The organism is Janthinobacterium sp. GW822-FHT07H11, assembly GCF_058798615.1.
The window spans coordinates 5,578,197-5,595,123 of record NZ_CM179507.1; the positions used below are offsets into that span (position 1 = coordinate 5,578,197).

Genomic DNA, 16,927 nt, shown 5'->3' on the forward strand with positions numbered 1-16,927 from the left:
CGCGATTCAGCTCAGGAATGTTGGATTCCCTTGCACGCCGACATGCCAGGTAACATTCTGTAATAATGAATGGAAACAAATAGAACTATTCTTATAATACTAGGCGATGAATTGCGTCTACTAATCAGGAGGTCATGCAATGAAACGTTATCTCACCATCATGATGGCCGCATTGACCGTGTTGCTGACCGGTTGCGCCACCACCATCCGCAGCGACGTGACGGCCTTCCACGAGTGGCCGGCAGAACTGCACGACAAATCGTACGTCTTCGAAGCGCCAGCGGCGGAAAACGACACGCTCGAATACCGCAGCTACCAGAACCTGGTGCGCGCCGAACTGGCCAAGCACGGCTTTGGCGAAGCATCCGGCCCCGCGGCCGCAAACCTGCGCGTAGCCATGCATTTTTCCACCGTCGACTTTCCTGAACGGGTGCTGCAAGCCACCGATCCATTCTGGTATGGCCCTGGCTACTGGCCTGGCCGCTATGGCTATCGCTACGGCGCCTGGCCAGGCTATGGCCGCTTCGGCTATAACCCGTACTGGTATGGTCCGATGGACGTGGAAGAAAGCGTGCGCCATAAATACGAACGCGAATTGCGCGTGACGATCAATGACCGTAACGGCAAGAAACTGTACGACGTGACCGTGCAATCGACCAGCAACAAGCGCGCCACGTCGCAGGTGATGCCCGCCATGGTAGCGAGCGCCTTTGCCGACTTCCCCGGCCAAAGCGGCGTACCCCGGAAGGTCGAAGTCAAGATAGACTGAGAGCGCCAGCCAAAACCTACTGCGCGTCGCGCTTTGCGGCCGGCGATGCTCACCGTACTAAAGTACGGTTGCGCTTCTCGGCCACAAATCACTGCCGCTCGCTACGGTTTTGTCAGGCGCGAGAAGTCTGGAGTACTTTAAAAAACCGGCTGGTGCAGCAATGCGCCAGCCGGTTTTTTCATGTCTGTTTTATGCCTATGAGTAATACGCCTCGGCCGCAAAGGTGAGCGCGCCGATCAGGGCCACGGCCAACAATAGCACGATCAGCAGGCGGCCGAATTTCGGCGTGCCGTCATGTGGGCCGCTCATGGCACGATGATGGTCGAACCGGTGGTCTTGCGCGCTTCCAGGTCCGCATGCGCCTGCGCGATGTTGGCCAGGCTGTAGCGCTGGTTGATCTCGATCTGCACTTCGCCGCTGCTGACGACGCCGAACAGCGAGGCGGCCATCTCTTCCAGGTTGGCGCGGTTCGAGGCATAGCTGAACAGGGCCGGGCGCGTGATGAACAACGAGCCGCGCGAGGCCAGCTCGGACAGCGTAAACGCCGGCACGGGACCGGAGGCATTGCCGAAGCTGACCATCATGCCCAGCGGCGCCAGGCAGTCGAGCGAACCAATGAAGGTGTCCTTGCCGATGGAATCGTAGACCACGGAGACGCCCTTGCCGCCCGTGATTTCCTTCACGCGCTCGACGAAGTTTTCCGTGTTGTAGTTGATGACGTGGGCCGCCCCATGCGCCTTGGCCAGCGCCGCCTTTTCATTGGAACCGGCCGTGCCGATCAGGTTCACGCCCAGCACCTTGGCCCACTGGCAGGCGATCAGGCCCACGCCACCCGCCGCCGCGTGGAACAGCACCGTGTCGCCCGCCTTCAGCGCCACCGTGCGGTGGAACAGGTATTGCACCGTCAAGCCTTGCAGCATCATGGCGGCGGCCGTATCGAAACCGATACGCTCGGGCAGCGCCAGCAGCAGGGCCGCCGGCAGGTTGCGCTGCTGCGCATACGCGCCATTGATGCGCGCCGCATACGCCACGCGGTCGCCCACCTTGACTTCCGTGACACCCTCGCCCACCGCCTCGACGATGCCGGCACCCTCGACACCGAGACCGGACGGCAGCGGCTGCGGATACAAGCCCGTGCGGAAATACACGTCGATGAAATTGAGGCCGATGGCCTCGTGTTTCACGCGCGCCTCGCCGGGGCCGGGCGGCGGCAGTTCCACATCCACGTATTCCATCACTTCCGGCCCGCCCGTGCGCTGCATGCGGATCGCCTTGGTACTGATTGTTGCGCTCATCATCTTGCTCCTTCTTCGAAAGAATGGGGTCAGGCGGCCTTGGCCCGCGCCTGCAACTGCGACAGTACCAGATGCGCGGTCGACAGATTCGTCGCGCACGCCACGTTATGCACGTCACAGGCACGCACCAGCGCGTTGATATCCGGCTCGTGCGGCTGCGGCGTCATCGGGTCGCGCAGGAAGATCACGCAATCGATCAAGCCTTCCACCAACAGCGAGCCGATCTGCAAGTCGCCGCCAAACGGGCCGGAATGCTTGCGCTCGACCGCCAGGCCCAGTTCGCTAATCAGGCGGCCGCCCGTGGTGCCGGTGGCCGACAGTTCACAACCCTTCAGAAAGTCCAGGTATTCGCCCGCCAGGGTAATCATGTCATCTTTTTTCTTGTCGTGGGCAATCAGGGCGATGCGTGTTTTCATGGTGAAGACCATTTCAGTGGGTGGAGGAATCATTTCTTCTTAGATAACAGATAGATGCCGGCCAATACCAGGCTGGTGCCGGCCAGCTGCCAGTTGGTGATCGGCTCATCGAGGATCATGGCGCCCAGGAACAGGGTCGACACGGGGCCGATCATGCCTGCCTGCGAGGCGACGGGCGCGCCGATGCGCTCGACGGCGATCATCGTCATGAAGACGGGCATCACCGTGCAAAAAATGCCATTGAGCAAGGACAAGCCATACACGGGCATGGGCTGTATCAGCAGCTCCACGGGGCGCAGGATGAAGAATTGGGCAATGCAGGCGACACTGGCCACGCACATCGCGTAGCTGACCAGGCGCATGGAGCCGATACGCTTGACCAGTTCGCCGGAACCGAGCAGGTACACGGCATACGAGCAGGCCGAGCCCAGCACCAGAGTCGAGCCAAGCGCCACATTGCTGGCGCCGCCCTGCAAATCGTGCACGAACACCAGCACGATGCCGCAATACGAGGTGAACAGGGCCAGCCACTGCAGGCGGCTGATGCGCTGCTTGAAGTACACGGTGGTAATCAAGAGCACGAAGGTAGGCGTGAGGAACAAAATCAGCCGCTCCAGCCCCACGGAAATATATTGCAGTCCGAGAAAATCCAGATAGCTGGACAGGTAGTAGCCGACCAGGCCCAGCCCGACCAGGCGCCAGCGGTCGCTGTTTGATAACGGCGGCTCCGTGCGCATCTTCCACCAGGCGATGACGGCGAACACGGGCAGCGAAAAGATCATCCTGAAGGCGATCAGGGTGACGGCATCGATCTGGTAGCGGTACAGCAGCTTGGCGACGATGGCCTTGGTGGAAAACAGCACCGCCCCGCCCACGGCGATGGCCAGGCCACCGAGGTAGACGGAACGGGGAAGAGATGGAGGGGTTGCTTGCGGGGAACTGGAGCTCATGCCCAGATTGTAATGGCAAAAGCGAAAGGCGGCGTGGGTGGGGCGTAGGTCGGGCGTAGGTCGGGTTAGCCCAAAGGGCGTAACCCGACACCACCGCAACGTACCCCCCCCGCCCCGCCAACCATGTTGTCGGATTACGCGCGGCATGGCCGCGCTAATCCGACCTACCCTTTACACCACCACCACCGCCGCCGTGCCCGCCGTGACCGTCGCCGTCGTCACGCGCGCAATCACGTTCGACGGCGCCGCCGTGCCGATCAGTTTATTCACCTGCTTGAACTGCGCCACCAGCTTGCCCGGCGTCAAGGTCACCACCGTATAGCCCTGCGCATCCGTATTCAGATGCTTGATCCACGGATTGTTGCCCAGGCCGGACAATTGCTGCGCCAGGCCCAGCAGGGTCGTATTGAAGTCAGTACTCGCTTTCAAGCCTGCCTGCACGGCCACCACCGTGCCGTCCAGCTGCGCCTCGGGCATGCCCTTGGCGGCCAGGGCACCGCGCAATTGCACGCGCAATTGCTCCAGCAGGCTGTCGACGGTGGGCGCGGCCTTGCCCATGGTGTAGTCGAGCAGGTTGACATCGACGCGAATGCTGCCCACGCCCGCCACGGGAATGTCCAGCGGATACGTGACGAGCGTGCCGATATCGCCCAGTTCGGCCGCCGCCGATTTCAGGTAGCTGAAGAAGGAGTCGGAACTGACGCCGGCCGACACCAGGTCCACCATGACGGGCGTGCCGCCACCGGCAGCGTCGAAATCATCGCTGACCGTGCCGGCAAAGAAGGAGTGGATATCGCCGGTGATGGCCACCACGTTGCCGATGGCATTCGTTTTCAGGTGCGCCATCAGGTTCTTGCGCTCGCTGTTGTAGCCATCCCACTGGTCGCAATTGAGCAGGAAGCGCGTGAAGAACGGCGCCAGCGCAGCCTGCTTGCCCGATGCCACGACAAAGCTCGATGCCGCCTTGTTCGCCTGCACGTCGGGCTTGATCCAGCCGAAAGCGATCACTTGCGCGGCAGCAACTGGCGTGCCGCTGTTGTAAGCCGCCACCGTAATGCCGGCCTGGGCCGCGCTCAAGCCGGCGCCCACGGCAGCGGCGCCCTGCGCGCCGGCGTTCGCCGCCGCACCGGCGATGGCCATGGCGGCCGCCTGCGCCACGGTCGGCGAGGCACCCGCTGTCGAGGCGGCCACGATGCCTGAGGCCAGCGGCACGCTGCCGCCCACCAGCGGCAAGGTCGTGGCGATGGCCTGCGCCACGGTGGAGAGCGAACCCAGCGCTACCAGGGTGGCGATCGCATCCGTGCCATTCAATCCCATGCGCAACAGCGATACTTCATTGCCCCACAGCTTCCAGGTCGAGGTTGCCGCCTTCATCTTGCCCTTCCACCAGTCGCGCTGCGTGCTGCCCAGCATGGCAACAAAGGCCAGCGGGTCGGCGCCGGCCTTGGTGGCGGCGGCCATTTTCTGCCCTTCCACGCTGTCGAACAGCGCTTGCGGCACCAGGTAGCGGCTGCCGATGCTGCCCAGCGGCTTGCCCGTGGCGGGATTGATGGTCGATTCGGCGATCGCATGGTCGGCGCGGTACAGGCGCTCGTCCGTCATCACCAGCTGCATCAGTTTGCCGAACTGGAAATCGCGGTAGATCTGGATGTTCTGGAAGGTTGTCGCGGCGGCATCGAAGGTGACGTCGGCCGGCATGTATTCGAACCAGGCCTGGTTGGCGCTGCGGCGGCGCGCCGGCTGGTGCAGATCGCTGCCATCAGGCGCCACGATGCCTTCATACGTGGAAGCGTCCTGCCAGGCGTCGTCCGTGAATTCATGGTCATCCCAGATGGCGATGAAGGCGAAGCGCTCATGCACGGCTTGCAGGCGCGTATCGGTGCGGTATTTCTTGTACAGGTAGCGGTAATCGGCCACGGTGGTCGCGTATTTCGCACCGGACGTGCCGCTTTTATACGTGCCGTCCGGCAATTTCAACTGGTCGTGACGGCTTTCCACGGCGCCGCTCTGGAAGGCTTCGCCCACTGTTTCATAGATGTAATCGCCGAGGTGGACGATGAAATCGAGCGACTCGTTGGCGGCGATGTGCGACAGCGCGCCCCAGTGGTTGATGCTCCAGTCCTGGCACGTCAGGTAGGCGAACTGCAGCTGCGACACGTCGCTGGTCGCGGCGGGCGCCGTCTTGAAGCGGCCCACGTTGGAGCGCACGTCGCCGGCGATGAATTGGTAAAAATATACCTGGCCTGGCTGCAGGCCCGTCACCTTGTGGCGCAGGGTGTTGTCGAAATCGGCCTTCAGCGGCAGCTTGGCGTCGACGATGGGCGTGCCGGCCAGGGCCGTATTGCCGCCCAGGGCGGCCGTATTGTCGCTGGCGCTGACGATCAGGCGCACGGCCACGTCCGACTTGCCGGCCACGGCGGGCGCGACGGCGTCGAAACTGGCCGGCACGACGCGCGTCCACAGCATGGCGCTATCGGCGCGCGGATCGCCCGAAGCCACGCTTTGCGGGAATTTCCAGTCGCCGCCCGAGGCCAGCGGCACGCCAGGATCGCTGTAATCGGTGCTGCCGCAGGCGGCAAGGCCAACGGTGGCCACCGACACGGTGATAAAGCCGCCCAATTTCAGAAATTGCCGCCGGTCCATTTGACTTGCCATGATGTCGCGCCCTCGATATGGTGAAAGCGCGTCACTTTAGCAACAGATTGTGTCCGCTTGATGACGGGGCCATGCCGCTTTGCAGGGGGCCGATATGCTAAAATGTCGGCCACAATTGAACACCCGTCTAAGGAAGATTCGACATGGCAGGACATAGCAAATGGGCCAACATCAAGCATAAAAAGGCTGCCACCGATGCCAAGCGCGGCAAAATCTGGACGCGCCTGATCAAGGAAATCACCGTCGCGGCCCGCATGGGTGGCGCCGATATCGCAGCCAATCCGCGCCTGCGCCTGGCCGTCGACAAGGCTGCCGACGCGAATATGCCAAAAGACAACGTCCAGCGCGCGATCAACCGCGGCAGCGGCGGCGTCGATGGCGCCAACTACGAGGAAGTGCGCTATGAAGGCTACGGCGTGGGCGGCGCGGCCGTCATCGTCGAATGCATGACGGACAACCGCGTGCGCACGGTGGCCGAGGTACGCAACGCCTTCAACAAGAACGGCGGCAACATGGGCAACGAAGGCTCCGTGGCCTTCATGTTCCAGCACTGCGGCCAGCTGCTGTTCGCGCCGGGCACCGATGAAGACAAGCTGATGGAAGCGGCCCTGGAAGCGGGCGCCGAAGACGTCATCGCCGACGACGAAGGCGGCTTCGAGGTGCTCACTCCCGTGCACGATTTCGCTGCCGTCAAGGAAGCGCTGGAAGCGGCAGGCTTCAAGGCCGAAGTGGCCGAAGTCATCATGAAACCGGCGACGGAAACCGTCTACGCGGGCGACGACGCCATCAAGATGCAAAAGCTGATCGATGCGCTGGAACTGCTGGACGATGTCCAGGAAGTGTTCACCAACGCCCTCATCGAAAACTAGGCACGGGGTAAAAAAGTCCATGGCGGCGTTGCATGGCCTCGCCGTACTAGCCGTACTGTCTGCGGCCATGCGCCTTGCCCTGAACATTTTTACCGCGTGCCAGGCAATATGTTAAACAAGGGCGGCACCGCCGCCCCGCAACCCACACTGAACGAACGGTCCCTATGAAAATTCTGGTAGTCGGCTCTGGCGGCCGCGAACACGCCCTGGCCTGGAAACTGGCCCAGTCCGAACGCATACAGATGGTGTATGTCGCGCCGGGCAACGGCGGCACCGCGCGCGATGCGCGCCTGGTCAATCTCGACATCAGCGATCCGCAATTGCTGGCCGACTTCGTTCAGCAGGAGCACATCGGCCTGACGGTGGTCGGTCCGGAAGTGCCGCTGGCAGCGGGCATCGTCAACCTGTTCCGCTCGCGCGGCCTGAAAATCTTCGGCCCGACGAAGGAAGCGGCGCAGCTGGAATCGTCGAAGGACTTCGCCAAGGCCTTCATGCAGCGCCACGGCATCCCGACGGCGGCCTACCAGACGTTTTCCGACGTCGCCCCCGCGCACGCCTATGTCGACGCCATGGGCGCACCGATCGTCATCAAGGCCGACGGCCTGGCCGCCGGCAAGGGCGTGGTCGTTGCCATGACCCTGGAAGAAGCGCACCAGGCGGTCGACATGATGCTGTCCGATAACCAGTTCGGCGACGCCGGCGCGCGCATCGTCATCGAGGAATTCCTCGCCGGCGAAGAAGCGAGCTTCATCGTCATGTGCGACGGCAAGAACATCCTGCCGCTGGCCACCAGCCAGGACCATAAACGCCTGAAGGACCATGACCAGGGTCCGAACACGGGCGGCATGGGCGCCTATTCGCCGGCGCCGATCGTCACGCCGGCCATGCATGCGCGCGTCATGCGCGAGATCATCGTGCCGACCATCCAGGGCATGGCCAAGGACGGCATCACGTTCACGGGCTTCCTGTACGCCGGCCTGATGATCGACGACAAGGGCACGCCGAAGACGCTGGAATTCAACTGCCGCATGGGCGACCCGGAAACGCAGCCCATCATGGCGCGCCTGAAGACCGACCTGGTCACCGTCATGGAACACGCCGTCAACGGCACCCTGGACGCCGTGGAGCTGGAATGGGATCGCCGCACGGCCGTTGGCGTGGTGATGGCCGCCGCCGGCTATCCGGACGATCCCGTCAAGGGCACGCCGATTGGCGACATCCCTGCCGAAACGCCGGATGCCGTCACCTTCCATGCGGGCACCCGCATCGAGGGCGAACGCCTGGTCACCAACGGCGGGCGCGTGCTGTGCGTGGTCGGCCTGGGCGACAGCATCAAGATGGCGCAGAAGCAGGCATATGAAACCGTGGAGAAAATCCATTTCGACGGCGCGCAATATCGTCGCGATATCGGCTGGCGCGGCCTGAAGCACTAAGCACCAGGCACGCCCCTTGGCGGCAAACGGCGGGGCCGGCGCGGAAATCATCCGCCCCGGCCCCGTTTGCATGAGCGCGCCGGAAAACCGGGCTTTGCGCTAGGATTTTGCCTTCCTGACAAAGTTACAGCCCATGACCAGCCACCTCCATCCCGCCCTCGCCGAACTGCGCCAACGGCGCCTGATCACGGACAATGAACTCGACGACGCCATCGCCGAACTGGAGATCCTCGCCCTGGACGAGGAAGACGACGTCGACATGCCACGACTGGCCGCCGGCGCGACCGCCGCCGACGCGCTGGCATGGCTGCTGCGCACCGACCTGCTGCCGCAGGACGACTTCCTGCGGCGCGTGCAGGATCTGCCGCGCCGGCATGGCGGCGCGGCCCTGCTCGAACGCCAGCGACTGGCCGCCGACGCGCTCACGCTGGTCAATCGCCAGGCCATCGACACCCTGTACGACGAAGACCTGATCAACCAGTGGCAGCGCGACGCCGCCTACGCCGGCTTGCCGGCGGACCGCCTGCTCGCCTCGCCTATTGCCGCCCTGCGCGAGATGCTGCGGCAAGGCACCTTGACGGCGCAGCAATTGGAGCTGCTGCGCGCGCGCCAGCACGGCTCGGAGCTGGGCCGCATCATCGTCGACGGTGCCGCGCGTCAGGCGCGCCGGGACCGCCCCGCCTATGCGCGCCTGGGAACCTGGGTGATGGCGGCGCTGCTGGTGCTGGTACTGGCCTTGGCGGGCCGCGCCATCGTCTCCAGGCAGGCGCCCTCTTCCACCGCCGCCGCCGTCACCGGGCAGGGCGTCGAGCGGCCTGACTTGCAGCGGCGCGCCGCGCAGGCAGTGGAGAATGCGCGCGTGCCCGGCGCCGGGGCGAACCTGTCCATCACGGTGGTGCAGGACGGCGCCACGCCAGCGGCGCGCTGAATCACTATAACAAACGCACAGCGCCAGCGCCGCGCTATCACAAAAACGCGTAACAGGGTACAATCCGTCCTTACTTTTTTATTTCGGCCTCGTCGGCCCACGCGATGTCGTCAACTCCCTCTCCTTCGGCCGTCAAGGCCTACTTGCTCGATTTGCAAAGCCGTATCGTGCAGGCGCTCGAAGCGCAGGACGGCAAGCCCTTCCTGACCGATGCCTGGCAGCGCCCCGAGGGCGGCGGCGGCATTTCGCGGCTGATCGAGGAAGGCAATGTGTTCGAACGGGGCGGCGTGAATTTTTCGCACGTCACCGGCGCCGCATTGCCGCCATCGGCCGCGGCCGCGCGCCCTGAACTCGGTGGCAAGGCATGGGAAGCGATGGGCGTGTCGCTGGTGCTGCATCCGCGTAACCCGTATGCGCCGACGGTGCACATGAATGTGCGCTTTTTCAGTACCGTGAATGCGAACGGCGAACCCGTATGGTGGTTCGGCGGCGGCATGGACTTGACGCCGTATTATGGCGACGCGGGCGACGTGAAGCACTTCCACCAGGTGTGCCATGATGCGCTGGCGCCGTTTGGCGCGGAACTGCATCCGAAGTTCAAGCAGTGGTGCGACGATTATTTCTACCTCAAGCACCGGCGCGAAGCACGCGGTGCTGGTGGCATCTTCTTCGACGATTTCAACGCCCTGGGCTTTGACGACAGCTTTGCCATGCTGCGCAGCGTGGGCGACGCCTTCATCGACGCGTACGTGCCTATCCTGGCGCGGCGCAAGGACACGCCTTACGGCGAACGCGAACGCGATTTCCAGTGCTACCGGCGCGGGCGCTATGTCGAGTTCAACCTGGTATTTGACCGCGGCACCCTGTTTGGCCTGCAGTCGGGCGGACGCACCGAGGCGATCCTGATGTCGATGCCGCCCGTGGTCAAATGGCGCTACGACTGGCACCCGGAAACGGGCAGTGCCGAAGCGGCGTTGTATACTGACTACCTCGTGCATCGCGACTGGCTGCAGGCGTGACGGAAGTTGGCACGGCGGGTAGTACTGCCAGCAGTACGGCATGCGTGACGCTGCTCGGCGGCAGCTACGATCCGGTTCACATGGGCCATGTCGCGCTGGGCACGCATTTTTCCAGCCTGCTGCACGCCGATGAGCTGCGCGTGATACCGGCGGGCGCGCCCTGGCAAAAAGGCCAGCTGGGCGCCACCGGTGCGCAGCGCGCCGAGATGGCCGGGCTGGCCTTCGCGGACCTGCCCGTGCCCGTCGTGATCGACCGCCAGGAAATCGAGCGCAGCGAGCATGGCCAGGCCAGCTACACCATCGATACCTTGCGCCAGGTGCGCGCCGAACTGGGAGCGCGCGCCTCCCTCGTATTCCTGATGGGCGCCGACCAGCTGCAGCGGCTCGCGACATGGCGCGAATGGCAGCAATTATTTGAATACGCGCATATCTGCGTCGCGGCCCGCCCCGGCTTCGCGCTGAATGACACCGCAGTGCCGCAAGTGGTCGCCGATGCATTTTCGCGCCGCCTGGGGTCGCTGGACAGCATCCGCAACACGCCGCACGGTCTGACTTATCTGGCACAGGACTTCGCGGTGGATATCTCCGCCACCGAAATACGTGCGGCATTACAACGGGGGGATCGGGCAAACCCGCTTGTTTCCCCGCTAGTGCTAGACTATATTGAACAACATAATTTATACAAAAGCTAAATGGACATCAAAAAACTGCAAACCCTCGTCGTTGACGCCCTTGAAGACGTCAAAGGCCAAGACATCGCCGTCTTCGAAACGAGTCACCTGACCAGCCTGTTCGACCGCATCGCGATCGTCTCCGGCACCTCGAACCGTCAAACCAAGGCGCTGGCCGCCTCGGTGCGCGACAAGGTGAAGGACGCCGGCGGCCAAATCATCGGCATGGAAGGCGAGGAAACCGGTGAATGGGTGCTGGTCGATCTGGGCGACATGATCGTGCACATCATGCAAGCACCTATCCGCGCCTACTACCGCCTGGAAGAAATCTGGGGCGACACCCCGGTCAAGCTCGGTGCCGCCAAGCGCGCGCCGAAAAAAGCCGCCGGCGACGAGCCGAAAAAGGTCAGCGGCCATCTGGCGGCAAGCAAGGCCAATGTGGAAGCTGCGCCCGTGATCGAGAAGAAAGCGCCAGCGAAGAAAGCCACGGCTGCCACCGCCGCCAAGAAAGCCCCGGCGAAAAAAGCCACCGCTTCCAAGGCCGTCGGCAAGACCGTGAAAGTCGCACCGACCAAGACCGAAGCGGCTGCCGTGAAAGCGCTGAAAGCGCTGCCGGAGAAAAAAGTGCGTGCTCCACGCGCGGCCAAACCGGCAGCCGATGCTGCACCGGCAAAAACCGTGATCAAGCGTATCAAAAAAGTCGAAGCGTAAGCCTCGATGCAGCTCATCATCGCTGCGGTCGGCCATAAAATGCCGGCCTGGATAGAGACGGGCTTCGCGGAATACGCGAAGCGCATGCCGCCGGAACTGCGCATCGTGCTGAAAGAAATCAAGCCGGTGGAACGTTCCGGCAGCAAGACCGCCGCCACGGCGATGGCGCTGGAACGCGAACGCATCGAAGCCGTCCTGCCCAAGGGCGTGCGCATCATCGCCCTCGACGAACGCGGCAAGGACCTGACCAGCGTCGGCCTGTCGCAGCAATTGATGGCGTGGCAGCAGGATGGCCGCGACACCGCCTTTTTGATCGGCGGCGCCGACGGTCTCGATCCGCAACTCAAGGCGCGTGCCGAAGGCATGCTGCGCATTTCCAGCATGACCCTGCCGCACGGCGTGGTGCGCGTGATCCTCGCCGAGCAGCTCTATCGTGCCTGGTCGATCACGCAAAACCACCCCTACCACCGCGTCTGAACTCCCCCATGAAAACGGCTGATCACAAGATCTACCTCGCCTCCAAAAGCCCGCGCCGGCGCGAACTGCTGCGCCAGATCGGCATCGATTTCGAATTGCTGCTGCTGCGCAGCGACGGCCCGCGCGGCGCCGACGTCACCGAGGAAGTCCTGCCCGGCGAATCGGCGCTCGACTATGTCGCCCGCGTGTCGAATGAAAAAGCCGCCTTCGCCTGGGACCTGGTGCGCCGCCGCCACCTGACCCCGCGCCCCGTGCTGGCGGCCGACACCACCGTCACCATCGATGGCGTCATCCTCGGCAAACCGGCCGACCGCCTCGAGGCCGTGGCCATGCTGCAGCAGCTGTCGGGCCGCACGCACGAGGTGCTGACCTCGATCGCCGTGCACTACAAGGATTTCGCCGAACAGCGCACGCAGGTGTCGCAAGTGCGCTTCGGCGTGCTCTCGCCCGCCTCGATCGCCGCCTATTGCGCCACGCCGGAACCGTACGACAAGGCCGGCGGCTACGGCATCCAGGGCAGCGCCGCGCTGTTCGTCGAGCATATCGACGGCAGCCATTCCGGCATCATGGGCCTGCCCCTGTACGAAACCGCACAGTTGCTACGGCTGGCAGGTTTGCCCCTGCCCTGATCCCGGGTATGATGTCATTCGTTGCCTCCACTCCCGCGCCCCCATGAACGAAGACATCCTGATCAATATCACGCCGCAAGAAACCCGCGTCGCCCTCATCCTGCAGGGCGCCGTGCAGGAATTGCACATCGAGCGCACGCTCACGCGCGGCCTGGCCGGCAATGTGTATTCCGGCAAGGTGGTGCGGGTGTTGCCGGGCATGCAGTCGGCCTTCATCGACATCGGCCTCGAGCGCGCCGCCTTCCTGCACGTGGCCGACATCTGGGAAGCGCGCGGCCACGACGGCCAGAACGCCACGCCGGCGCCGATAGAAAAAATCCTCTTCGACGGCCAGGTGCTGACGGTACAGGTGATCAAGGACCCGATCGGCACCAAGGGCGCGCGCCTGTCGACGCAGATTTCCATCGCCGGGCGCATGCTGGTCTATCTGCCGCAAGACAAGCACATCGGCATCTCGCAGAAAATCGAAAAGGAAGCGGAACGCGAACTGCTGCGCACGCGCCTGCAAAGCCTGCTGCCAGCCGACGAAAAAGGCGGCTACATCGTGCGCACCATGGCCGAGGACGCGTCCGACGCGGACCTGAAAGCCGACGTCGACTACCTGCGCAAGACCTGGAGCACGATCACGCACGGCGCGCGCACGCGTCCCGCCACCAGCCTGCTGCACCAGGACTTGAGCCTGGCGCAGCGCGTGCTGCGCGACTTCGTCGGCGATGAAACGGCCACCATCCAGGTCGACTCGCGCGAAAACTACGTGAAACTGCGCGAATTCGCCGAAATCTACACGCCCAGCGAATTGACGCGATTGCAGCACTACACGGGCGAGCGCCCCCTGTTCGATTTATATGGCGTGGAAGAGGAAATCCTGCGCGCGCTGGGGCGCCGGGTCGACCTGAAATCAGGCGGCTACCTGATCGTCGACCAGACGGAAGCGATGACCACCATCGACGTCAACACGGGCGGCTTTGTCGGCGGGCGCAATTTCGCCGACACCATCTTCAAGACCAACCTGGAAGCGGCGCACGCCATCGCGCGCCAGCTGCGCCTGCGCAACCTGGGCGGCATCATCATCCTCGACTTCATCGACATGGACAACGCCGAGCACCGCAACGCCGTGCTGGCCGAACTGAAACGCACCCTGTCGCGCGACCGCACCAAGGTGTCGGTGAGCAATTTCTCGCCGCTGGGCCTGGTGGAAATGACGCGCAAGCGCACGCGCGAATCGCTGGCCCACATCCTGTGCGAACCGTGCCCCGCCTGCGCCGGCAAGGGACAAGTCAAGACGTCGCGCACGATCTGCTATGAAATCCTGCGCGAACTGCTGCGCGAGGCAAAACAGTTCAACCCGCGCGAATTCCGCATTCTCGCCTCGCAGGAAGTCGTTGATCTTTTCCTCGAAGAGGAGTCGCAGCACCTGGCCATGCTCGGTGACTTCATCGGCAAGAAAATCTCGCTGCAGGTGGAGAATGCTTACCACCAGGAGCAGTACGACGTGATTCTGATGTAGCCATGCCGGGCAGCACCGCCTTCTGGCGCGACCCGCTTCTCCCTCACGTGGAGAGCCGGCGCGCCTGTCACAGCCGGGCTTGCTACAAGCCCCATAGCCATCCCACGTTTTCCATCGGCGCCGTCGATGCGGGCAGCAGCGTGTTTACGGGCAGCCATGGACGCCAGAGCGCGCTGCGCCCAGGCAGCCTGGTGCTGGTGCCGGCCGGCTGCGTGCACGCCTGCAATCCCCTGCCTGAGGCGACCTGGAGCTATCAGATGCTGCATCTCGATGCGCAATGGCTACGGACGAATATCCCCCCGCTTTGCACAGACAGCGCCAGCGTGCTGCACGATCCTGCCCTGTACGCGCAGTTCTGCGCCATGAATGCGCGGCTGTTCTCGCCCGCGCTCCCGGCCGAGAAGCAAGCCGCGCTGCTGGCCTTCCTGCATGCCTGCGCCGGCGCTGGCGGAGCGACCTCCTTGCCCTCGCGCGCGGCCCGCATCCCCGCGCAGCTGCGCCCGGCGCTGGACGCCCTGCAAGGACAGCCGCTGGCCAGCCTTGAACACCTGGCACGACTGGCTGGCATGAGCCGCTACCAATTGATCCGCGCCTTCCGCGCCGCCACCGGCATGACGCCGCATGCCTACCAGCTGAATCTGAGCGTCAATCGCGCGCGCGACGGCGTGCAGGCAGGTAACGCACTGGCGGACATCGCTTGCGAACTGGGTTTTGCCGACCAGAGCCATCTGCAGCGCGTCTTCAAGGCGCATACGGCCATCACGCCGGGGCGCTATCGCGGCCAAGGCGGCTAGAACGCCTGCAATTTTCTTCAATACAGGCTGCCGCCAAGCCCTGCATACTCGCGCATCGCCATTGCCGGAGCCGACTTACATGCAGGATTTTCTCTTCATCGCCGCCGCCCACTTTCTTTCCCTGCTGTCGCCCGGTCCCGATTTTTTCCTGATCGCGCGCACCTCGCTGGCCCACGGCTGGCGCGGCGCCGCCGGCACATGCGTGGGCATCACCATGGCCAATGCGGTGTTCATCGGCGCGGCGTTTGGCGGACTATCGGTGCTGCGGGCGGACAGTACGGCATTCATGGTGGTGCGGCTGGCAGGCTGTGCCTATCTGCTGTATCTGGGCTGGCTGTTCCTGCGCCATGCCGGCAGGAGCAGCCTGGAAGCGGTGCCCGCCACCGGCAAGGCGCGCTGGCGCGGCGGTATCGTGATGGGGTTTGCCTCCGCCATCCTGAACCCGAAGAATGCGCTGTTCTATGTCAGCCTGGCCGCCGTGCTGGCCAGCAGGCAGACGAGTCCCGCTGCGATGGCGGCGTATGGCGCGTGGATGGTCTTTGCCGTGCTGGCGTGGGATATGACGGTGGCGCTGGCCATCGGCAGCAGCGCCCTGCGGCAACGCTTTGCGCGCGCGCTGCCGTCACTGGAACGGCTGTCGGGCGTGGTGCTGATCGTGCTGGCGCTGGTGCTGCTGGTTCAGGCCGGCAGCGGATCCAGGTAAAACACGGCATACACTTTCAGCGGCGTGGTTTCCGTGGCTTTTTCCGAGCGCACGACGGAGCAGTCGTCTGCCGCCAGGCTGCGCCAGTTCTGGATACCGGCCTTGGCGAACATGGCGTGCGCGGGCGCGTTGGCGGCCAGGTCCAGCACCAGGCAGGCGTTGCGCGGGCCGGCGCCGTAGTTGACGGCGCGGATCTCGATGCCGAAGGTCGTCATCCATGGTTCCCACAGGCCTTTTTCCTTGCCGGCGGCCATGCGCTCGAGCATTTCGCCAAAGGTCAAACCTTTCTTGACGGTGCTGCGCAGGGCGTCCAGCGACGGCGCCAGGCGCGGATCAGGCTGCTTGTTGCCGGCGCGGATCTCGGCGATCGCCTTCAGTTCCTTGATGATGGCCGCATCGCGCTCCGTGTAGTCGCGCATGCGCGCATAAAACTCGGCGTCGAGGAAGGGATTGACGGTCAGCTTGGCGACGCCCTCTTCGCGGCGTTTGGGGGATGGCGTGTTGGTTTTGGTCATGGCGATAGAGGGCAAGAGAACGATGAGGGGCGCCAGTTTAACACCTTGCGACAGCGCCGGCATGCCTTGCCGGCGCTTTCCTGCTATGTCGGGCGGGAACGCGATGGCGCAAGGGCCGCGGCGCGCGCGCCGGGTGGCATGAAAGCGCGCCGCGGCCCGAACAGGAACACGGCGCCCGCATACAGGCCCGCCAACGGGAAGCGCACCTCCTGCATCAATTGACGGAAGATGGCGATCGACTGGGCGCGGGTAACGGGAATTTGGGCACGCCACTGGCACAGCACGTCATGCACGAGGCTGGCATGATAGGTCGCAGGCAAGCCCAGGTGCTGCGCGCCATCGGGCGTGCCCACATAAAACAGGCCAAAAATGCTGACACACGGCGAACAGCCGTCCCAGGCGTAGCCGGCGCGGATGCGGATGGCCGACTCGCGGATGATGACCCAGTCATTTTCAAAGTCTATGCCCTCGAGCAACGGCGAACAATAGCCATAGTCGCTGCCCAGCGCATAGCGCCAGGCATTGCCGGGCATGCCGAAGTTCTTCGGCATCAGCTGCCCCACCGGGGCGAACGCCGCCCTCGTTG

At 64.0% G+C, this 16,927-nt stretch carries 18 protein-coding genes; 12 read left to right on the plus strand and 6 right to left on the minus strand.

Annotation, left to right across the window (positions count from 1 at the left end; all coding sequences use genetic code 11):
- Positions 1–139 precede the first annotated feature (139 nt).
- Positions 140–769, plus strand: a complete 630-nt coding sequence (locus tag AC3RCJ_RS24595; protein ID WP_492959464.1) for a DUF4136 domain-containing protein — start codon at positions 140–142, stop codon at positions 767–769.
- Positions 770–1,074: 305 nt separating this feature from the next.
- Here AC3RCJ_RS24595 and AC3RCJ_RS24600 read toward each other — a convergent pair whose 3' ends face one another.
- The 4 genes from AC3RCJ_RS24600 to AC3RCJ_RS24615 form a co-directional block, all read right to left on the minus strand.
- Positions 1,075–2,064, minus strand: a complete 990-nt coding sequence (locus AC3RCJ_RS24600) for a quinone oxidoreductase family protein (protein ID WP_492959707.1) — start codon at positions 2,062–2,064, stop codon at positions 1,075–1,077.
- Positions 2,065–2,093: 29 nt separating this feature from the next.
- On the minus strand, positions 2,094–2,480 hold the full coding sequence (locus AC3RCJ_RS24605; RefSeq protein ID WP_492959466.1) for a methylglyoxal synthase: 387 nt from the start codon (positions 2,478–2,480) through the stop codon (positions 2,094–2,096).
- 29 nt (positions 2,481–2,509) lie between these two features.
- On the minus strand, positions 2,510–3,430 hold the full coding sequence (locus tag AC3RCJ_RS24610) for a DMT family transporter (RefSeq protein WP_492959468.1): 921 nt from the start codon (positions 3,428–3,430) through the stop codon (positions 2,510–2,512).
- Between the two features lie 171 nt (positions 3,431–3,601).
- A complete protein-coding gene (locus tag AC3RCJ_RS24615; protein ID WP_492959470.1) occupies positions 3,602–6,085 on the minus strand; it encodes an alkaline phosphatase D family protein in 2,484 nt (827 codons plus the stop codon).
- A gap of 143 nt (positions 6,086–6,228) precedes the next feature.
- Between AC3RCJ_RS24615 and AC3RCJ_RS24620 the strand changes: the two genes are divergently transcribed.
- From AC3RCJ_RS24620 to AC3RCJ_RS24670, 11 genes are all read left to right on the plus strand, one after another.
- Positions 6,229–6,954 carry a YebC/PmpR family DNA-binding transcriptional regulator gene (locus AC3RCJ_RS24620; RefSeq protein ID WP_492959472.1) on the plus strand — a complete coding sequence of 242 codons (726 nt, stop codon included), beginning with the start codon at positions 6,229–6,231 and terminating at the stop codon, positions 6,952–6,954.
- Positions 6,955–7,118: 164 nt separating this feature from the next.
- Positions 7,119–8,387 (plus strand): phosphoribosylamine--glycine ligase, encoded by a 1,269-nt coding sequence (gene purD, locus AC3RCJ_RS24625; protein WP_492959474.1) that lies wholly within the window; start codon positions 7,119–7,121, stop codon positions 8,385–8,387.
- A 133-nt stretch (positions 8,388–8,520) separates the two neighbouring features.
- Positions 8,521–9,315, plus strand: coding sequence for a hypothetical protein (locus AC3RCJ_RS24630; RefSeq protein WP_492959476.1), 795 nt, complete (start codon positions 8,521–8,523; stop codon positions 9,313–9,315).
- 104 nt (positions 9,316–9,419) lie between these two features.
- Positions 9,420–10,334, plus strand: coding sequence for an oxygen-dependent coproporphyrinogen oxidase (gene hemF / locus AC3RCJ_RS24635; protein ID WP_492959478.1), 915 nt, complete (start codon positions 9,420–9,422; stop codon positions 10,332–10,334).
- Between the two features lie 44 nt (positions 10,335–10,378).
- Positions 10,379–11,026, plus strand: a complete 648-nt coding sequence (gene nadD / locus AC3RCJ_RS24640) for a nicotinate (nicotinamide) nucleotide adenylyltransferase (protein WP_492959480.1) — start codon at positions 10,379–10,381, stop codon at positions 11,024–11,026.
- Positions 11,027–11,716: a ribosome silencing factor gene (gene rsfS / locus AC3RCJ_RS24645; RefSeq protein WP_492959482.1), complete on the plus strand. Its 690-nt coding sequence runs from the start codon at positions 11,027–11,029 to the stop codon at positions 11,714–11,716.
- A gap of 6 nt (positions 11,717–11,722) precedes the next feature.
- A complete protein-coding gene (gene rlmH, locus AC3RCJ_RS24650; RefSeq protein ID WP_034747108.1) occupies positions 11,723–12,193 on the plus strand; it encodes a 23S rRNA (pseudouridine(1915)-N(3))-methyltransferase RlmH in 471 nt (156 codons plus the stop codon).
- 8 nt (positions 12,194–12,201) lie between these two features.
- Entirely contained in the window at positions 12,202–12,822 is a 621-nt protein-coding gene (locus AC3RCJ_RS24655) for a Maf family protein (protein WP_492959484.1), read from the plus strand.
- Positions 12,823–12,865: 43 nt separating this feature from the next.
- Positions 12,866–14,329, plus strand: a complete 1,464-nt coding sequence (gene rng, locus AC3RCJ_RS24660) for a ribonuclease G (protein ID WP_492959486.1) — start codon at positions 12,866–12,868, stop codon at positions 14,327–14,329.
- 2 nt (positions 14,330–14,331) lie between these two features.
- Complete coding sequence (locus AC3RCJ_RS24665) at positions 14,332–15,123, plus strand: helix-turn-helix transcriptional regulator (RefSeq protein WP_492959488.1); 792 nt, start codon at positions 14,332–14,334, stop codon at positions 15,121–15,123.
- A 79-nt stretch (positions 15,124–15,202) separates the two neighbouring features.
- Positions 15,203–15,826 carry a LysE family translocator gene (locus AC3RCJ_RS24670; RefSeq protein WP_492959489.1) on the plus strand — a complete coding sequence of 208 codons (624 nt, stop codon included), beginning with the start codon at positions 15,203–15,205 and terminating at the stop codon, positions 15,824–15,826.
- On the opposite strand, the gene AC3RCJ_RS24675 is transcribed toward AC3RCJ_RS24670, so the two are convergent.
- Positions 15,802–16,341 carry a hypothetical protein gene (locus tag AC3RCJ_RS24675; protein ID WP_492959491.1) on the minus strand — a complete coding sequence of 180 codons (540 nt, stop codon included), beginning with the start codon at positions 16,339–16,341 and terminating at the stop codon, positions 15,802–15,804. The two genes, AC3RCJ_RS24670 and AC3RCJ_RS24675, sit on opposite strands and share 25 nt — an antisense overlap.
- A gap of 83 nt (positions 16,342–16,424) precedes the next feature.
- Positions 16,425–16,892 carry a hypothetical protein gene (locus AC3RCJ_RS24680; RefSeq protein WP_492959493.1) on the minus strand — a complete coding sequence of 156 codons (468 nt, stop codon included), beginning with the start codon at positions 16,890–16,892 and terminating at the stop codon, positions 16,425–16,427.
- Between the last annotated feature and the right edge of the window lie 35 nt (positions 16,893–16,927).